16 protein-coding genes and 1 pseudogene are annotated in these 16173 nt (G+C 39.1%); 2 read left to right on the top strand and 15 right to left on the bottom strand.

Annotated elements, in window-relative coordinates:
• Window positions 1-20: 20 nt before the first annotated feature.
• The 10 genes and pseudogenes from R7190_RS19050 to R7190_RS19000 form a co-directional block, all read right to left on the bottom strand.
• A complete protein-coding gene (locus R7190_RS19050) occupies window positions 21-629 on the bottom strand; it encodes a pyridoxamine 5'-phosphate oxidase family protein (protein ID WP_213986433.1) in 609 nt (202 codons plus the stop codon).
• Between the two features lie 143 nt (window positions 630-772).
• Entirely contained in the window at window positions 773-1174 is a 402-nt protein-coding gene (locus tag R7190_RS19045) for a DUF2007 domain-containing protein (RefSeq protein WP_005377076.1), read from the bottom strand.
• Between the two features lie 104 nt (window positions 1175-1278).
• Window positions 1279-1800 (bottom strand): GNAT family N-acetyltransferase, encoded by a 522-nt coding sequence (locus tag R7190_RS19040; protein ID WP_031781316.1) that lies wholly within the window; start codon window positions 1798-1800, stop codon window positions 1279-1281.
• 142 nt (window positions 1801-1942) lie between these two features.
• Window positions 1943-2314, bottom strand: coding sequence for a hypothetical protein (locus R7190_RS19035; RefSeq protein ID WP_132937087.1), 372 nt, complete (start codon window positions 2312-2314; stop codon window positions 1943-1945).
• A 160-nt stretch (window positions 2315-2474) separates the two neighbouring features.
• Window positions 2475-3050 (bottom strand): hypothetical protein, encoded by a 576-nt coding sequence (locus R7190_RS19030; protein ID WP_132937086.1) that lies wholly within the window; start codon window positions 3048-3050, stop codon window positions 2475-2477.
• An 833-nt stretch (window positions 3051-3883) separates the two neighbouring features.
• Window positions 3884-4240: a DUF1801 domain-containing protein gene (locus tag R7190_RS19025; RefSeq protein ID WP_132937084.1), complete on the bottom strand. Its 357-nt coding sequence runs from the start codon at window positions 4238-4240 to the stop codon at window positions 3884-3886.
• A 112-nt stretch (window positions 4241-4352) separates the two neighbouring features.
• Window positions 4353-5297 (bottom strand): FRG domain-containing protein, encoded by a 945-nt coding sequence (locus R7190_RS19020; protein WP_132937083.1) that lies wholly within the window; start codon window positions 5295-5297, stop codon window positions 4353-4355.
• Between the two features lie 630 nt (window positions 5298-5927).
• Window positions 5928-6305, bottom strand: coding sequence for a VOC family protein (locus tag R7190_RS19010; protein WP_132937081.1), 378 nt, complete (start codon window positions 6303-6305; stop codon window positions 5928-5930).
• 192 nt (window positions 6306-6497) lie between these two features.
• Window positions 6498-7118 (bottom strand): HNH endonuclease, encoded by a 621-nt coding sequence (locus tag R7190_RS19005; RefSeq protein ID WP_206959763.1) that lies wholly within the window; start codon window positions 7116-7118, stop codon window positions 6498-6500.
• Between the two features lie 132 nt (window positions 7119-7250).
• Window positions 7251-7727 (bottom strand): annotated as a pseudogene (locus tag R7190_RS19000) (GNAT family N-acetyltransferase).
• A 1468-nt stretch (window positions 7728-9195) separates the two neighbouring features.
• Here R7190_RS19000 and R7190_RS18995 point away from each other — a divergent pair.
• On the top strand, window positions 9196-10326 hold the full coding sequence (locus R7190_RS18995; protein WP_132937077.1) for an AAA family ATPase: 1131 nt from the start codon (window positions 9196-9198) through the stop codon (window positions 10324-10326).
• Between the two features lie 9 nt (window positions 10327-10335).
• Window positions 10336-11208 carry a hypothetical protein gene (locus tag R7190_RS18990; protein ID WP_005500271.1) on the top strand — a complete coding sequence of 291 codons (873 nt, stop codon included), beginning with the start codon at window positions 10336-10338 and terminating at the stop codon, window positions 11206-11208.
• 756 nt (window positions 11209-11964) lie between these two features.
• Here R7190_RS18990 and R7190_RS18985 read toward each other — a convergent pair.
• From R7190_RS18985 to R7190_RS18960, 5 genes are all read right to left on the bottom strand, one after another.
• Complete coding sequence (locus R7190_RS18985; RefSeq protein WP_132937076.1) at window positions 11965-12498, bottom strand: DUF6817 domain-containing protein; 534 nt, start codon at window positions 12496-12498, stop codon at window positions 11965-11967.
• Window positions 12499-12697: 199 nt separating this feature from the next.
• The gene (locus tag R7190_RS18980; RefSeq protein WP_225478318.1) at window positions 12698-14317 is read right to left on the bottom strand and encodes a Shedu immune nuclease family protein; all 1620 of its coding nucleotides are present in this window, start codon (window positions 14315-14317) and stop codon (window positions 12698-12700) included.
• A gap of 157 nt (window positions 14318-14474) precedes the next feature.
• A complete protein-coding gene (locus R7190_RS18975; protein ID WP_132937075.1) occupies window positions 14475-14882 on the bottom strand; it encodes a hypothetical protein in 408 nt (135 codons plus the stop codon).
• Window positions 14883-15015: 133 nt separating this feature from the next.
• Entirely contained in the window at window positions 15016-15645 is a 630-nt protein-coding gene (locus R7190_RS18970; protein WP_029853408.1) for a hypothetical protein, read from the bottom strand.
• A 142-nt stretch (window positions 15646-15787) separates the two neighbouring features.
• Window positions 15788-16057, bottom strand: coding sequence for a zinc ribbon domain-containing protein (locus tag R7190_RS18960; protein WP_025549200.1), 270 nt, complete (start codon window positions 16055-16057; stop codon window positions 15788-15790).
• Window positions 16058-16173: the final 116 nt, after the last annotated feature.

The following is a 16173-nucleotide window of genomic DNA, read 5'->3' as shown; positions in this document are numbered from 1 at the left end:
AATATATTACCACGCTCGTTCTAAAGGCTAGATTGGTAATATTTCAACATCTCTTCTTGATTAAGCGCTTTACTTTCTAACTTTTGTTGATCTTTAAAGATTTGAGCTAATGAAGGGAGAATTGAGCGATTTACTTTATAGTCATCAGACCAAAGTTTCCCTCTCATCACCGCTTTCGCACAATGAAAGTACATACTCTCTATGACTATTTTGATAACAACCTTAGGATCTTTACTTCCATCGGGGCAAGCAGATATCAAGTTGGCGTCGGTGTGAATACTTGCGATTCCTTTAATACGGAGCACTTCATCAATACCATTTACCATCAATAACAACCCTACCTTGGGGTTACTAATGATATTTTTTAGACTATCGATACGATTGTTCCCCGAGCTATCAGGGAGCAACAATGTTGATTCATCTAAAACTTTTACGAAGCCAGGCTCCCCTCCTTTAGGAGAGAGATCGATATACCCTTGTGAATCAGCGGTACTTAGAACTGCAAAATGGCAATTATTAATTAATGTAATCGCATGAACATCCAGCACAGGCAGCGCTTTATTTTTAGCTCCCGCACTTGGCTCTGCGTAAATTTCTTTTAACTGCTCTATTGTTTTAATTTCACTCATTCAATGTTATTCCTTCACTATCGTATAATACTTTGCTTGTAAGCAAGCAGTAACTCTGACTTCTTGTATAGGCACTCGACCTAACTCATCGTAAAAATACTACGAGTACAAGTTGTCTCTTTAATGCCTTGTTATCTGAAGATTTAAAGTTTTTCACTAAACTCCCCACACTGCTTACACTTATAACCATGCTTGTAAAAAAACAGTGGAAAACCCAGTAAAATAAAAACTAAGAAAGCTGGGCGTTTACCTTTTGTAAATGCAAATAGATCTTTACTACCACATTTAGGGCAAACGTCTTTTTCTTCATCAACGTCAACTTCATTTCCCAATGATTCTGAGAAATCGCTACTAAGTATTTGTTTCGCATCTTCTGCATCACTTTCGGCCACCATCAGACGGACGCCGCCTATTGCATTTGAATAAAGCCACTGAGTATTTACCGTGTGCTCGTCAGCGATGTAACTTTCTATTCCGACACTATCTAGGCTTGCTCTCGCAATATGAGCTTCATGAGGAAAAGAAAACCTTGCTACTACAATCACATATTACTCCTTGTGGGAAAACGCGCTCGTAAGGTATAAGAAACGCTAATTGGAAATGCCATGTGTAGTATTTCTTTTTGAACAATTTATTAGCCCACTACAGACTAATACATATACCCTAACCAATCTATATGACCAACAGCCCAAGTTTTACCGCTGATAGGTTTAACATATAAATCATCTAGTTGCTCTACAGCGACACCGTAATTTTTATGTTCGTGAACTCGCAACCAAGAACTTAGAGAGTTAAGACGCATATAACCATTAGCCACATAAAAACGCTCCAAATCGGAGACTAAAATGATGAAGTCGACATCTTTAGTGGACGCATACTCGCTGAGTTGAGACAACATTTTTGTGCCAATACCTTGTCTTTGAACTGTGCTCTCGACACAAAAGTCACTCACACCTAATACTTTATAAATTTCATCACCAACGCGAACAGCTCTGTAGTCTAATCCCATGTAACCAACTAACTGATCACCTTCGTAATTCAGAACTCTCATATGCGGGAGTTGCTTATAGTAAGAGCGAGTAACTTGGTGTTCAGGAAACGACTTGTTTCTAAGAGCTTCAATTGCATTATGCTGCGCTTTAGATAACTCGATTTCTGGGTAAATATCCATATTTGACCTTTGAGTATTAATGACCTTTTGGAGTTGAGCAACGCAATACAAAAGCCGCCGCATACCGCCTTAAACACGAAAACCAACGCATAGTAAAAATGCCACGCGTTGCGAATCGCTATTGAACAGTTTGTTATGCTAATTACTCCAGTTGCCAAATCTCTGTAGATTTAAATGCATACATATACAGCGGGTACAGGTAAACAAGCATCAGTCCCATCCCTGTAACAAAAAAGAACAAGGTTCCTGGACTTAGATAAGTCAGTAAGAAGAACACACTAAATATTGCAATGCCCAGCATAGCAAGTGCATTTATCCCAAAGATGATGATCGCTAGCACTTTGCTACCGACGGCAACTCGATAACTAAAGCCGTAAAAGCTGACAAGAGATATTGCGGATACAAATGAGCCTATAAATGCTCCAATATTTAACTCTTTAAAAAATGGGAGTTGAAGAATGCTTAAAACCGTTAAGAAACACATTACCCAGAATACAAACTTCCACTTTTTCACGAATCTTCCTCATTCGTAGAACGCCCACGTAAGTGGAGAGCACCGCGACCACAACACTCAACCATTACACCGTAAACACTAAAACCAATTCAAACCAAAACCGCCAAGCATTACGAATCCGTCTTAAAGCGGTTGTTAGACGTCTTGAACTCACTGATAACTACCATACTCTCCACCATGGTTTACGTTCTAAATTAAACACATTATTGGCGAGTTGGTTTAGCTTTATAGCCTGACTTTCAGACAAATAGAACCAGATACTGGCTTGTCCATTATCCTTTGGATAGAAATCGAACCCCGGTTGGCGTAAATCGCTTAGTATAATTTCGATAGTTTTAGCATCAGCCCAATCATCGTCTATTTCAGGCTTTAGCAACCTTTTAACACCATCAACTGAATATTGGAGCTCTGCATAATGTTCTTCTAGGTTTACAGTATCTCGCAGCCCCTCTAAGTCCTTAGTTCTGCCTGTAATTCGATGGAACTGCTTTACTATTTCAATATAGGAACCATCCTCTTCAATCGCCTCTGCATCGAAATTCCACGCCTGATCACAAACAAACCGTCCCCATGGTTCTTCTTCAATCTCTATTCCGTATACAAAAAGAATTAAATCAAAAGGGTTCGATTCGTATTCTTCTCTAGAATATGAAAGGAGTAAATCGTTAATAGTCACACCTTTATTCAACGACAACCCTATGTCTGATAACTTCTCAATTTGTTCTTCGAGTTTCATTAGCTAATATTCCATTTCATAGACGCCTAACGCCGCGTTAAGTAGTGAGCAACGCAATACCTATGCTACCGCATACCACCGTAATCACGAAAATCAACGCATAGTAAAAATGCCCCGCGTTGCGAATCACTCTTTAGTAGTTTGTTAGTCACGAGGCACCGAGCGATAATTTTAAGCCAAACTAAACTTTGCGAACAACAAACTTTATGTGCTTTGATGCACTTAAGTCTGGCGTAGTCTCAAAGCGACTATTCAATGAAACCAATTGGAACAGCAAACGCCGCAGAAAACGGACTGATAACACCCAAAAAGCGCTTTTTGAAAACCAATCTAACAGTGCGGACTTTCAACAAAGTCACTGAAACCAAGTGGAATTTACAACACCAAAGAAAACGTCATTTCAGAGAGTAAATCGGCTTTTGTACCAACAAACTCACCGAGTGGCGTTGCAACCAAAAACAGACTCTTGATTGCCCTGCTCTGTCAGCACCGAAGTACAAAACAGCAGCTAGGACAGTTACAAAACTTTGGATTTGAAGCTGTTGAAACTGAGTTTTGACCATCGACGACACACCGGCGTATCAAACGATCATCAGCTAAATTTTAAGCTTAGAAACGTAATTTTGATTGCTAACTTTTTCTGGCGACTAACGCCGCGTTAAGGGGGGGGGGGGAAAGCGCCACCACCCGACTTAAACCATTATGCCATAAACACTAAAACTGATTAAAACCAAAAATGCCAAGCGTGGGGAATCCCTCTTGAACGCTTTGTTATGTGAATTTTTTCACGCGCCCAAAAGAGGCAAATTTTTACGCTGCTGATAAGTTAAAGCCTACTCTAAACAGGACTTGATTGCTGTTTCTGGCAACACTTGCGATATGGACAGAACGATTGCTCTTTTTCCCTGAAACACCAGTTCTTCACCATACAATTCTCGAAATGTATCGACTAACTTAGTTTGGCAGTTAAAGAACAGGTAATAATTGTTAGGGGATTTCAGCTTCCAGTCCATTCTTAGCGGGCTGACTGTTTTTACACTATAGCTGGGTTCACCCCACTTTAGAGTTTCATCGACTTCACCCAGCTCCAAATCAGATGCGATTTGAAAGACTAGATTTCGTAGCTCCTCTAGCCTAATACGAGCATTTTCCGGATATTCCTCGAAGCGCTCTTTGACTACCTTGTTCACTGGAACCTTCTATTCACATAACGCCGTATTAAGGTGTGAGCAACGCTTGGCTATACTTGAGCTAAGCGAAACTGCCAAGCGTTGCGAATCACTCTTAAATGCTTTGTTAAGTTCATTTATTGTTATCGTGATATGCTCCATTGCTAAGCATCCGTTTGGTAAAAGCTGGTGTCGCTTTCCAGAGTAAATTTTCCGATTCACATTCGAGGCTACGATTTGCAAATTCAGCAGCACCAACAAGATCAGGAAAAAGAGAGCCGCTATGTATATTCATAACCGTTAAATGACGTAAAAACGCTTCTCTTTGCGTATTCGGTATTTCTATTTTGTAAAGAATTGGGGCCATCCCATTTAAGTCGATATTATTTTCAATAAACTCTTCTATATCTTCACCGTTTGGTATACGCGTAAACAAACCACTTTGACTAATTATTCTGGAGTTTTCATCAGTTAACCCTGAGAGCACCATAATAGTGTCAGATTCTTTTATTTCCTTATGACAGTACTCTGGCGAGTTAATAAAAATCTCCATCATCCCATCATGCGAATAAGCCCAAATAGCTCGGCAACCAGATTCATCTGGATCTGCTTCACTAAACGCAAAGTATGCTGAAACATAAGGATATAAAGTCCAGTCTAGGAGAGGGGTTGCTAAACCAAAATGTTGACCTAATGCCCACCATTCAGTATCTGACAATGTCTTAGGTAACTGTCCGCGACGACCTGTACACGCCTTTTTAAATGTGCTTATTAGCCTATCTAACACTTCATTTCTAGGATCTAGACTCAAATTCAGATTCCTTTCAACCAGATATATATTTTGCTCTGATAACCCCTTAGAAGGCTCTGCTTCATCTAGCTTTTTTAGGGCTAACCTATATTCACGATCGAATTTTGAACGTAACGGCCAATTGGAGCTTTTTTGTCCTCGAAAAACATATTCATTCCAATCAAGAAAGTCCTTTTCAATTAGTGCTTCAAGCTCATACCAATTATTGACTCGTACCGTCGCGAATGCTTTTCCACAATTCCAATCTGGAACTTTAATATTGCACATTTATTTACTCCGAATTAAATGAAACTTAACGCCTTGTTAAGGTGTGAGGCACGCAATACTGAAGCTCCCGCATAACACCTTAACCACTAAAACCAACGCATAGTAAAAATGCCAAGCGTGCCGAATCACTCTTGAACAACTTGTTATGAGACATTTTTTCGCAATAGATTCTTTCTGTGTTTTTGATACTGCCTACTCTTAAAAATCCAATCACTGCTTGCGAGAAATACCGCGCCAATGACAGTAACTAAGTAAAGCCGGTACGAAATAAAAGGCGACAAGTTCAAGTAAAAATCGTTTTGAACAAATGCAGTACCAAATACAAATGGTACACAGAAAGCTAATCCATGAGTAAGACAGTGTCTGAGAAAGCCTCCCTTATGAATCTTTAGCCACTGAACCTGTTTTTTCCGTTCCATCTATTCCACTCTATTCTGCATTTTTCATGGTGGCTCATAACGCCGCGTTAAGGGTGAATGCCATACAAACCCACCTTCCGCAGACCACGTTCACCACAAAAACTCAACGCATAGTGAAAATGCCACGCGTTGCGAATCCCTCTTGAACAGTTTGTTATGTTGAAACTCAGCACGTGTTTTACATTAAACTTTTACCGCATTTTCAACTGCATCAAGACTTCCAGGTGTCAAAGACAGCCTCAATATTATGACCATCTGGATCATGAACGAAGCATGCATAATAGTTCTCGGTATAGTGAGGTCGCGGTCCTGGAGCTCCGTTGTCTCGCGCTCCTGCTGAAATAGCTGAGTCATAAAACTCTCGAACCTTTTGCTGACTCGCCACACGAAAGGCAATATGAAAGCTCGTTAAAGCACCCTCAGCCTTAGCACTACAGATCTCGAATAAGAAGCCCTTACCGAGGTCGAAAGCCCAAAATTTACCTTTTCCACCAAATGCAATTTTGTACCCTAGTGGACTAAAAGCTTCTTCATAAAACTTCCGGCTTCTTTCTAAATCACTAACGGGAATTGTAACGTGATCAATCATGTATATACCTAAGATATTGTGTGGAACAAGAGATTAGCTGAATACCTGTGGGCTTTGAAGCACTATTTAACATAACGCCCTGTTAAGGGGTGAGCAACGCAATACTCAAGCCGCCGCATACCACCACCTTAAACACTAAAACCAACGCATAGTGAAAATGCCACGCGTTGCGAATCCCTCTGAAACAGATTGTTAGGCTATGTTTTCCTCGAACCAAAAGTCATGTTGATTCAATTGAATGTCAAATCCACTTTTGGATAAAAAGTTAATCTGCTCTCGATTGAACTCTACTCCGTGCTCTTTTTTGAACTCCCTCATTTGACATAAAAACCTAAACTCCTCAATGTCTTTAGTTCCTTTTGAGGAATTACAGGTTTTACAACACGGAAATAAATTTGAGAATTCTGTTTTACCTCCTCGAGACTCGGGGAAAAAATGATCAACAGTTAGCGTTTCAAGCGTTAATCCAACCCCGCAGTAGTAGCAAAAACCGGAGGTTTTGCTAAAAACATCCGACCTATACTTTTTCACGGCGCTCTTTCTGTCATTTGGTTTAACAGTATGGTCGAGGAAATCTGGATCTACTTTGTTTTCATCAAACAAATGAATGTACTTTTCATCAATCTCCCAAGGACCGTCATAAGAAAAAGCTCTTGCTAAAATTTTGCAAGCGTTTCGAGAACATCCGACAACGGTGTAGTTTATACCCTGCTCATTTTCATACCACCCTTCAACCTGAGACATAAAACCCCCATGAACTGGACAGCATCCTTTATTAAGCCTATTTAAGCGCTCTTCTACTTTCTTTCTCATTGCTTCCTCGGAGCCTAACGCCCTGTTAAGGGGTTAGCAACGCAATACCGAAGGTTCCGCATAACACCTTAACCACTAAAACCAACGCATGGTAAAAATGCCACGCGTGCCGAATCACTCTTAAACAGTTTGTTAGGTGCGTAGCCAAAGTTGGTAAAAGTCTGTTTCATCGTGCTTGGGATTATTGCGCACGAACTCCCAACCATGGCGCTTATAGAATGTGAGAGCTCGATGGTTAGTTCGGCTTACTGAAAGTACAGCACGCAAACAACCCGCTTTACTCAACGTCCTTACAATATAATCCTGCAATTTTGCAGCGAGTCCTGAACCACGAAAATTCGGCTTTAAGTAAATGAGATGCACATAGCCAGTCTCCGGCTCGGGTGAAAAGCTACGAAACTCTAACTGCCCTGCAAACTGACCATCCACAAATATATGGATATAGAACCATCCTGATGCTGCTAACCGGTCTAATACTCATTCACGATACCCACTGATGAAGTCGTCGAAACCATCGTAATGCCCAAAACTACAAAAGTATGCATCTTTTCTCGCAGCAACGCACAATTCGAAATCATCAATGTTTATCTGCTGAAAAGTAATTTCCATACTTACCTTTTCCTTCAAGCACCTAACGCCCTGCTAAGGGGTGAGCAACGCAATACGAAAGCCACCGCAAACCACCTTAATCACCAAAATCAACGCATAGTAAAAATGCCACGCGTTGCGAATCCCTCTTGAGCAGTTTGTTAGTCGCGAGGCACCGAGCGACAATTTTAAGCCGAACCAAACTTTGCAAACAACAAACTTTATATGCTTTGATGCACTTAAATCAGGCGTAGTCTCAAAGCGACTACTCAATGAAACCACTTGGAACAAACAACGCCGTAGAAAACGGACTGACAACACCAAAAAACGCTTTTGGAAAACCAATCTCACAGTGCGGACTTTCAACAAAGTCACTGAAACCACGTGGAACTTACCACACCAGAGAAAACGTCATTTCAGCGAGTAAATCGGCTTTTGTACCCAGCAAGCTCACCGAGCGGAGTTGCAACCAAAAACAGACTCTCGATTGCCCTGCTCTTTCAGCACTAAAGAACAAAACAACCGCTAGGACACTTGCAAAACTTTGGACTTAAAACCGCTGAAACTGAGTTAGAACCATCGACGACGAGCCTGTGTACCAAACAATCATCAGCCAGATTTTGAGCTCATAAGTATGATTTTGACTGCTAGCTTTTTCTGGCGACTAACGCCCTGTTAAGGGGTGAACAACGCAATACCGATGCCGCCGCATACCACCTTAATCACTTAAACCAACGCATAGTGAAAATGCCACGCGTTGTGAATCCCTCTTGAACAGTTTGTTATATGCGTACTAGCACCCATCACCATACATACAACTTAAAGTAAACCAAGAAAGATGCTATGAGAATAAGACCACACCAAGCGAAAAATACGAAGGCTTTCGCCTCAGTTTCTGCCTCTTCCATATCGGGAAGTAAAGCCATGAAATAGCATCCGATTGGAACTAATTCGTACATTTTACCTGCATATTGGTTATTCATGCCTAAGAAAGGTGGAACATACAAATACAGAGCTGAATAGCTGACAAAAAAGATAGTAACTAAAATTCTATTCCAACCTATCTCTTCGCCTTCCCGGTACAGCTTAAATAACAGGTAGATAGCACCCAATATTGCTAGTATCAAAAACATCCTGTTCAGAAATCCCTAAAGCATATAACGCCCTGTTAAGGGGTGAGCAACGCAATACAAAAGCCGCCGTATACCATCTTAAACACTAAACTCAACGCATAGTAAAAATGCCACGCGTTGCGAATCACTCTTAAACAGTTTGTTAGGCAAACGTGTGTGTGCGGTCATGTATTTGAGTTTTTTCATATCAATGTGATTCCAATGTGCAAAGTTGCTATCTAGATTCAACCAATTTTGGTTGTTTAGCAATGATATCAATGTTCACTTGAGCTGTGTTATTGTAAACTTCCCTTACATTGACAACACACGTGCGCCCTGGTTGTAGGGCACCACAAGTGAATTGAGTTGAATTCATAATGCTACTAAAGATTTCAGTCGAAAACTTCCACAGTTTCAAAAACAAAGTTGAATTGGACTTTACATCCAAAGATGGAGCTAACTTTCAGAAAACTAAATTTGGCAATGTGGCACCAGTAACAGCAATATTTGGAAAAAATGCATCAGGAAAAACTAACTTTCTAAAAAGTCTGAACTTTCTTAGAGGGTTTTGTGGTGGGAGAAGTTCCAATAACACTATCGATTCTATCAAGACGTTTCTGTTTAATAGTGACCCAACCAAATTTGAAGTCGAATTCTTCGAGGATGAACAACTGTTCAACTACAAACTAGTAGTCGATTCAAGCTCATCGGTATCTGAGTCTTTGTGGGTTGAAGATAAGTTGGTAATGAAGAGAGAAGGAACAAAAATAAACCTTGTCGATACTAACCATAAGTCGATAGAGATGCCGGTGCCTAGAGATCTATCTGCTATTAGGCATGCTGAGCGAAACTTGGACGGTGAATACAATTATATAAACTCTGTTTCGAAATTCTTTTATTGTATCGAGTCAAACGTTTACCATAATTCATTTAATATTGACAACACAAGTGTCTACAATATTTCGAGACGTCTAGCTAAAGATAAATTTTCATTTGGCTTGACAGAAAAGCTACTGACGCAATTTGACCCATCTTTAAAGAGAATCGAACTAAATAAACGAGAATTTAAAGATAGAGAACAATTTTATCCTGTCTTCTACCATAAAAGTGGCAATCAAGAATTTGCTGTGTCTTTAGACCAGGAGTCAAGTGCAATCAAACGATTATATGGGATTTTACCTCTAGTTTTATTCGTTAGTGCTGTTGGAGGAGTGCTAGTTATTGATGAGCTTGAATCTCACCTTCACCCTCAAATTGTTAATAAATTACTAGAGCTATTTCTTAAATTCAACTCTAATAATGCCCAATTAGTATTTACCACCCACCAAGTGTTACTTATGGATATACTTCCTAAAGATGCTATTTGGATTGCTGAGAAGGAAGATTGTGGTAGTAATATGACGAAACTTGTCGATAGAATGGCAGAAGGGAGCATAGATATTAATGATATTAGTGGCAACTATCTTTCAGGGAGGTTTGACATAACTAAGGCTAATATAAAAAAGTAGTATATACACATGAATCATTTAAAATATTTAGTTTTGGTTTGTTTGTTTTTAACTAATTATTCAAACGCACAATATGCATCTAATGACTTTGTAGATAGAAGTAGTTTAAAAATAAATTACATAGAAATTACCCAGGAAGAAGCTATTAAAAAATACAACCTTCCAGAAGACCTACCTACTTGGCTAATGAATGACCTTGTTAGAATTCATAGCCGAATTGAGAATGTTGATGCATTAGGAGCGACAAAAGCAGAATTAATCGCTTATAAAACTGCGCTCACTGAAAAAGAAAAAGAAATACTTGAACTAAAAACAGCATTGGATGCAAATAACACTCGATTAGACGACATGCGTGACTTTGGGTTGGGCTTTATCGGCATAATAAGCCTACTATCTGTTATTTCAGGGTATTTTTCCTATGTAAACGCTGGTACACATGCCCGGGCTGAAGTAGTAAAAGGCGTGCAAGAAGCAAAATCAGATGTTATTAAAGGTGTTGACGATACAAAAAATCATTACTTAGAAAAAGCCAAAAGCTTAATTGATAGCTTAGAAAGTGAAACCAAGTCCGCGTCTACAACTTTGAAAAATCTAAGTGAAAAAGAAAAGTCCGTTCTAGATGAGATATCTGAACTGGAAAATTTGAAAAATGACACAGAAAAACTATTATCGGAACTAAAAGTAGAAAGAAGTAGAATATCTGAATTTGAAGAAAAAATTGAACACTTACAAAATGACATTTCAAAGTTTAAAAAGGAACTTGCTTCTTCAGACTCCGAAAAGGTTTTTAAAGGCGGGAATAACGAAACAATTAACGAAGAGCATTACTTATCCATGATAAGAAACTTTAGTAAAAAACTGGATGAGAATATCGATGAGTAAGTATGTTCAAGCGAATATAGTTACTATTGAGGGAGTTTGCCTAACGCCGCGTTAAGTAGTGAGCAACGCCACCACCACACCTAAAACATTGTGCCGTAAACACTAGAGCTGAATCGAACCAAAAATGCCAAGCGTTGCGAATCTGCCTTAAACGCTTTGTTAGGGCACTTCTCGCTTGACATGAGTGCTTAAATGCATAGTATAAATTTCAAGCGGTTATCCGCGAGGTGTCAGGCAAAATTAAGGTAACTAAATACCAAAAGTAAGATACTGAAACTAACATAACTGAATAAAGATTAGAGTAAAGAGCTACATAAACTAGACTACTATTTCAATGCTTAAGATGCTAAAGCTCATAAGATTGAAGACAAACACTAATTTTAAAACTCTCTCTAATTTAACTTAAAACGACTAATTTCAATATACCTGAAACTCAAAACACACCTTCAAGCCTGATAGTCACCAACCCTTAGAGGCGTTGACTATGAAGATTAGTTTTAGTGTTTCTGCAGCATTTCACGCTTGGTTTCTGAAACTTGAGTTTGCTTTCGACAGAAGTAACTCTAGCCAAGGTGAAGCAGAGGAAGCTTAAATTCCAAGCCCACTGTTGATATGGTGGGCTTTTTTACGTTTGTACCCTAACGCTCTGTTAAGGGATGAGTAACGCAATACCGATGTTGCTGCATACCACCTTAATCACTTAAACCAACGCACAGTGAAAATGCCACGCGTTGCGAATCCCTCTTGAACAATTTGTTATGCGAAATTCGACAATGCTGATTTGTACGCCTTTCTAGCCTCGAAACTTAAGTAGTTGTCCATACCTTGGAACAGTTCAAATAGCTCAGCACCATATTTGAGTTTGAACTCTTCACTGCTATAAACAAGCTCTAGCTCATTAGCGACAGTTAACTCGCAAAACAATTTCACCGTTGCACTGTCGAGTTTGAATGTTGAACCAGTAAATCGATCTTTAAATTGGATTTCTGGCACTTTGCCAAATTGAGGAAATACATAGTCTCGGTCACATGAGCAGTACAAGTAAACCAAAGCTTCTTCATCACACCCAATAGTTCGTGCTATTTCTTGGCGCTGACTTAGCGACACCATATTTTCATCGAAGCCCGCAGTTCCATAAGCAGCATGAAAGAGACCTGCAATTTGAAGTAACTCGCTACTACCCCAACTTATCAGAACATTTTCAGTCCCTTTAAGGTGCGCTTCCAATGAACCGTTAAGGTGTTGAAAGTCACCTGCACCAAGCTCTTGTAGCATTCCAAACTTATCCATAAATATCCATTTCCTTTAGGTCGCATAACGCTTTGCTAAGGTGCAGCTAACCAACCATTAAGTTCAAGCAAAGCCACCGTAATCACTAAACTCACCCAAACCAAAAATACCAAAGGTTAGCTGTCACTCTTAAGCAATTTGTTAGCATTCGCTTATTAGAACGCCAGAACACATATTAATAACGGCATAGATGCATTTACTAGTTTAAGCCACCAATCATTCCCATAAGCCGTTTCATTCGCTCCAACAAATCATCATAGGTTATTATCTTTACCTTACGATTCACATTTAATGAAAACAAAATTTGTTTTTGGTCTTCTGAGAGGTCTTTTGAGCGACCAATAACGACAAAACCTTCAGGATTATACTGATTCGTTAACCATTTCGGTGCATTATTTGTCCCTAATCTAATTTCGTTAATCCAGTCTTCCACTTGTTGAGATGCATGAGTAACTTTTTTTCTTATACGGTTGGACTTCGTAAATATTTTATCACTATGACGCTCCAGCTCAACCAATACTACTTTTTTGTCGACTTGCTCATAACGTATAACTAAGTCTGCTCTATAGCGACCTATTCTAACTTCGCTGAACATAGAGGCCATATGACTATCTAAAATTTGTGGATTTTTATTTAAAAATTCATGTAGCTCTTTTTCTTTTGTCGATCTACTACCAATTAGTCTACAGAAATGAACAAATCTATTTTCCAGTTTCGTAGAATCAGAAATTTTGGGGCATAAACTAGATATTTTCTCTCTAAGAGCTTGTTCTTTAGTTTTAATAGGAATACCTGAGTCTTCAATTTCTTCGACACCTATCGGAGGCATCAACTCTCCTCCTCCCTCAGACAAAACTTTCACATCAGTGTTCTTAAATTCACCTAATATTACCGCTGGAACCATACTAATATCCATTGCTGCATAAGCAAGGTATACAGGATAATCGTCATCAGTTATGAAAACATTACCATCTTCATAGATAAGCAACTCAGAAAAAGAAAAGCCAAAATCACACATTTTGTTAATGTAAGACTGAATTCTTTCTTTCGGAATAGATAATGCGTATTCAATATCACGTGGCTTAATAATATTTAATGGAACTTCTGCTTTATAGCATTTTATTTCATTTTTATGAGCCTTAACTATTAAATCTAATAAATAGTCATTATCAGTAAGCTTATCTTGTTCATCAACAATTATTAAATCTTTTGTTAATACTGGATACTCGTAACGGTGATAGGCTATTAAACATCGGAGAGCAAATACGGCATACTCATTTGATTGCACACTTTCCTTAGATATATGAATCCAGCCATTAATGGTAAAAAGAGAAACAAATGGCTCTGGTTCTTTTTTACACACTCGAATTTCTAGGCGTACTGCTTTCTTCGTTAAGTACTCTCTATCGAAAATTGTTATAGAATAGACTAAACCAGCGCCTTTAAGCTCTTCTCTTTGAATTAACACTCCTTTTTCTACATCTTGAATACGAGAAGTTATAAAGCAAAACTCAGGAAGAGGTAATGTTTCCAATTGAGATATCTTAGACTTACATTCCTCAAGCTGTGGTAAATCGCCTTCAGAATAAACTAAATCTTTTTTTATCATTAAAATTGCATTATACATATCACCAACTAAGGGGTTGGCTTGATAGTGCTCTAAAATCCAACTTTTTATTTCTTCTGAACTTCCTATCCTTTTTTCTCCTTCCGAAATCTCTAGTAGAAGCTCTCTTCTGAGCTCACTAAGCATTGAGAAAACTCCATTTTCAGATGAAGGAGTTCCTAAATTCTCTACTCTTTTCGTTACAAGTTTCATTATAATCCTTCAAAACCTGATTGACGCTATTTGCATGCTAACGCCGCGTTAAGTGGTGAACAACGCTGACAACCGAACCTAAGCCATTGCACCGTAAGCACAAAACTCAATTTGAACTGAGAATGCCACGCGTTGTGAATCCGTCTTAAACGCCTTGTTATAACTTCAGATACGTGTGGATTGTTGTATGTAGGTTTTTAAACCCTGTTAGCTCAAATTCCAGTACCCATGAGGATTCAAGTGTCATAGGTAACTTTCCATTTGTCGATTCACCAAATTTAATTTCAGTGATATCAACAGGACTATGAGCTGCAAAGAAGTAAACTGACCCATCAATATACCCGTCATCTGGGTTTACAGGGAAAGTAAATGTTCTACCAGTAAGTTCATTAAGCTCTGTAGGTAAATTAATACCGTTTAGGCTAATTACAGTTTCTATTGTCTCAGAATAGTCGTCTAGACTAAGTTCAAACGGCTCTATTCCTATCTCAAGTGAGACGTCGCCATCGACACCAGAAATCTTTGCACTTGTAAATTTGAGCTTTTCTATCGGGAAATTTTCCACTCTTCCTCCTGAGTTATAACGCCCTGTTAAGGGGTGAGCAACGCAATACCAAAGCCGCTGCAAACCACCTTAATCACTAAAACCAACGCATAGTGAACATGCCACGCGTTGCGAATCCCTCTTGAACAGTTTGTTATGTGTATTTTTCGTATGACTGTTTAGTATGCAACCACCCATCCAAGTACCGTAGTAATTCCATTGTTATAGCCTGATATGCTGCACATGCTTCCTCTAATGCTGAATCAGGGACGGGTTTGGCTTTATCACCGATGCCGACTTCTATTTTTCCACCTTTTGCAGACAATAAGGTTTTGTGGAAGTGACTCTCGCTAAAGTGTACATAACCACAAGTTTTCTCATAAACCGAGGAGATCCACTCAGTTTCTTTAGACAGAACAGAAACAAGATGAGCGTCTGTCATCTTTTTACCACTTTTGTCCTTTATCTTTCTAATTGGTTTTCCGCCAAGTACATCTAGACAAACTGCATCAGGGTTTTCTACTAGCCATAGCGCCGAGTATCTTAGTAAGTTATCCAGTTGTAATCTAAGCAATGGAGCTGCGCATAAAAACAGCTCAGCTTTAATCATACTTTCAAAGCCTTTTGATAACTCTAAGGATCGGTTAACTACTGCCGAGCTAAATAGATCCATTTGATACATAGTCCCATTGTTGGCACGAGTTATCTTACCTACAGTTGTTATTAGCTTTTTATCAAGTTCACTAATTACTTCTAGATACTGCTCTATTGATTTTTTACTCATAACCTACCTATACACATAACGCTGCGTTAAGGGGTGAATGCCGCACAAACAAACTTTCCGCAAGCAGCTTTCACTACCAAAACTAGCCGCATACCAAAAATGCTACGCGGCATGAATCCCACTTGAACGCCTTGTTATAACTTTATGCTAAATCTGCCTGACAATGCTTACAAACAATAGCTTCGCTTTTAACCAACTCAGCACATTTCGGGCATTTTTTGTGCTCTCCAGACTCAATCGCAGCCGCCTCTACTTTAGCTGTAACAGGTGAAACGACAAGCGCAACTATCAAGCCAATTAAAGGCGATAGCAATAATGACAATATGAAAAATCCTATTCCTGAGCGTCCTTTACTTGCAGCAAAAGCTCCAACACCAATAGACAACCCTAACCATATAATTATCCCAAACATACATTTTTCCTTTTTCTGTCAATAAATAATTCTTAAGTTATAACGCCGCATTAAGGTGTGAGCGGCGCTTGGCTATACTTGAGCGAAGCGAAACTGCCAAGCGTTGCGAATCACTC

This window comes from Vibrio sp. 1078-1 (assembly GCF_033340475.1).
Note: the sequence above shows the minus strand (reverse complement) of the source record. Positions and strands in the feature narration are given on the sequence as shown.

Bases quoted from the DNA above. Each gene is read 5' to 3' on its own strand.
- R7190_RS19050 (WP_213986433.1), bottom strand. From the start codon at position 629: ATGAGTGAAATTAAAACAATAGAGCAGTTAAAAGAAATTTACGCAGAG.
- R7190_RS19040 (WP_031781316.1), bottom strand. From the start codon at position 1,800: ATGGATATTTACCCAGAAATCGAGTTATCTAAAGCGCAGCATAATGCA.
- R7190_RS19030 (WP_132937086.1), bottom strand. From the start codon at position 3,050: ATGAAACTCGAAGAACAAATTGAGAAGTTATCAGACATAGGGTTGTCG.
- R7190_RS19020 (WP_132937083.1), bottom strand. From the start codon at position 5,297: ATGTGCAATATTAAAGTTCCAGATTGGAATTGTGGAAAAGCATTCGCG.
- R7190_RS19010 (WP_132937081.1), bottom strand. From the start codon at position 6,305: ATGATTGATCACGTTACAATTCCCGTTAGTGATTTAGAAAGAAGCCGG.
- R7190_RS19005 (WP_206959763.1), bottom strand. From the start codon at position 7,118: ATGAGAAAGAAAGTAGAAGAGCGCTTAAATAGGCTTAATAAAGGATGC.
- R7190_RS18995 (WP_132937077.1), top strand. From the start codon at position 9,196: ATGCTACTAAAGATTTCAGTCGAAAACTTCCACAGTTTCAAAAACAAA.
- R7190_RS18990 (WP_005500271.1), top strand. From the start codon at position 10,336: ATGAATCATTTAAAATATTTAGTTTTGGTTTGTTTGTTTTTAACTAAT.
- R7190_RS18985 (WP_132937076.1), bottom strand. From the start codon at position 12,498: ATGGATAAGTTTGGAATGCTACAAGAGCTTGGTGCAGGTGACTTTCAA.
- R7190_RS18980 (WP_225478318.1), bottom strand. From the start codon at position 14,317: ATGAAACTTGTAACGAAAAGAGTAGAGAATTTAGGAACTCCTTCATCT.
- R7190_RS18970 (WP_029853408.1), bottom strand. From the start codon at position 15,645: ATGAGTAAAAAATCAATAGAGCAGTATCTAGAAGTAATTAGTGAACTT.
- R7190_RS18960 (WP_025549200.1), bottom strand. From the start codon at position 16,057: ATGTTTGGGATAATTATATGGTTAGGGTTGTCTATTGGTGTTGGAGCT.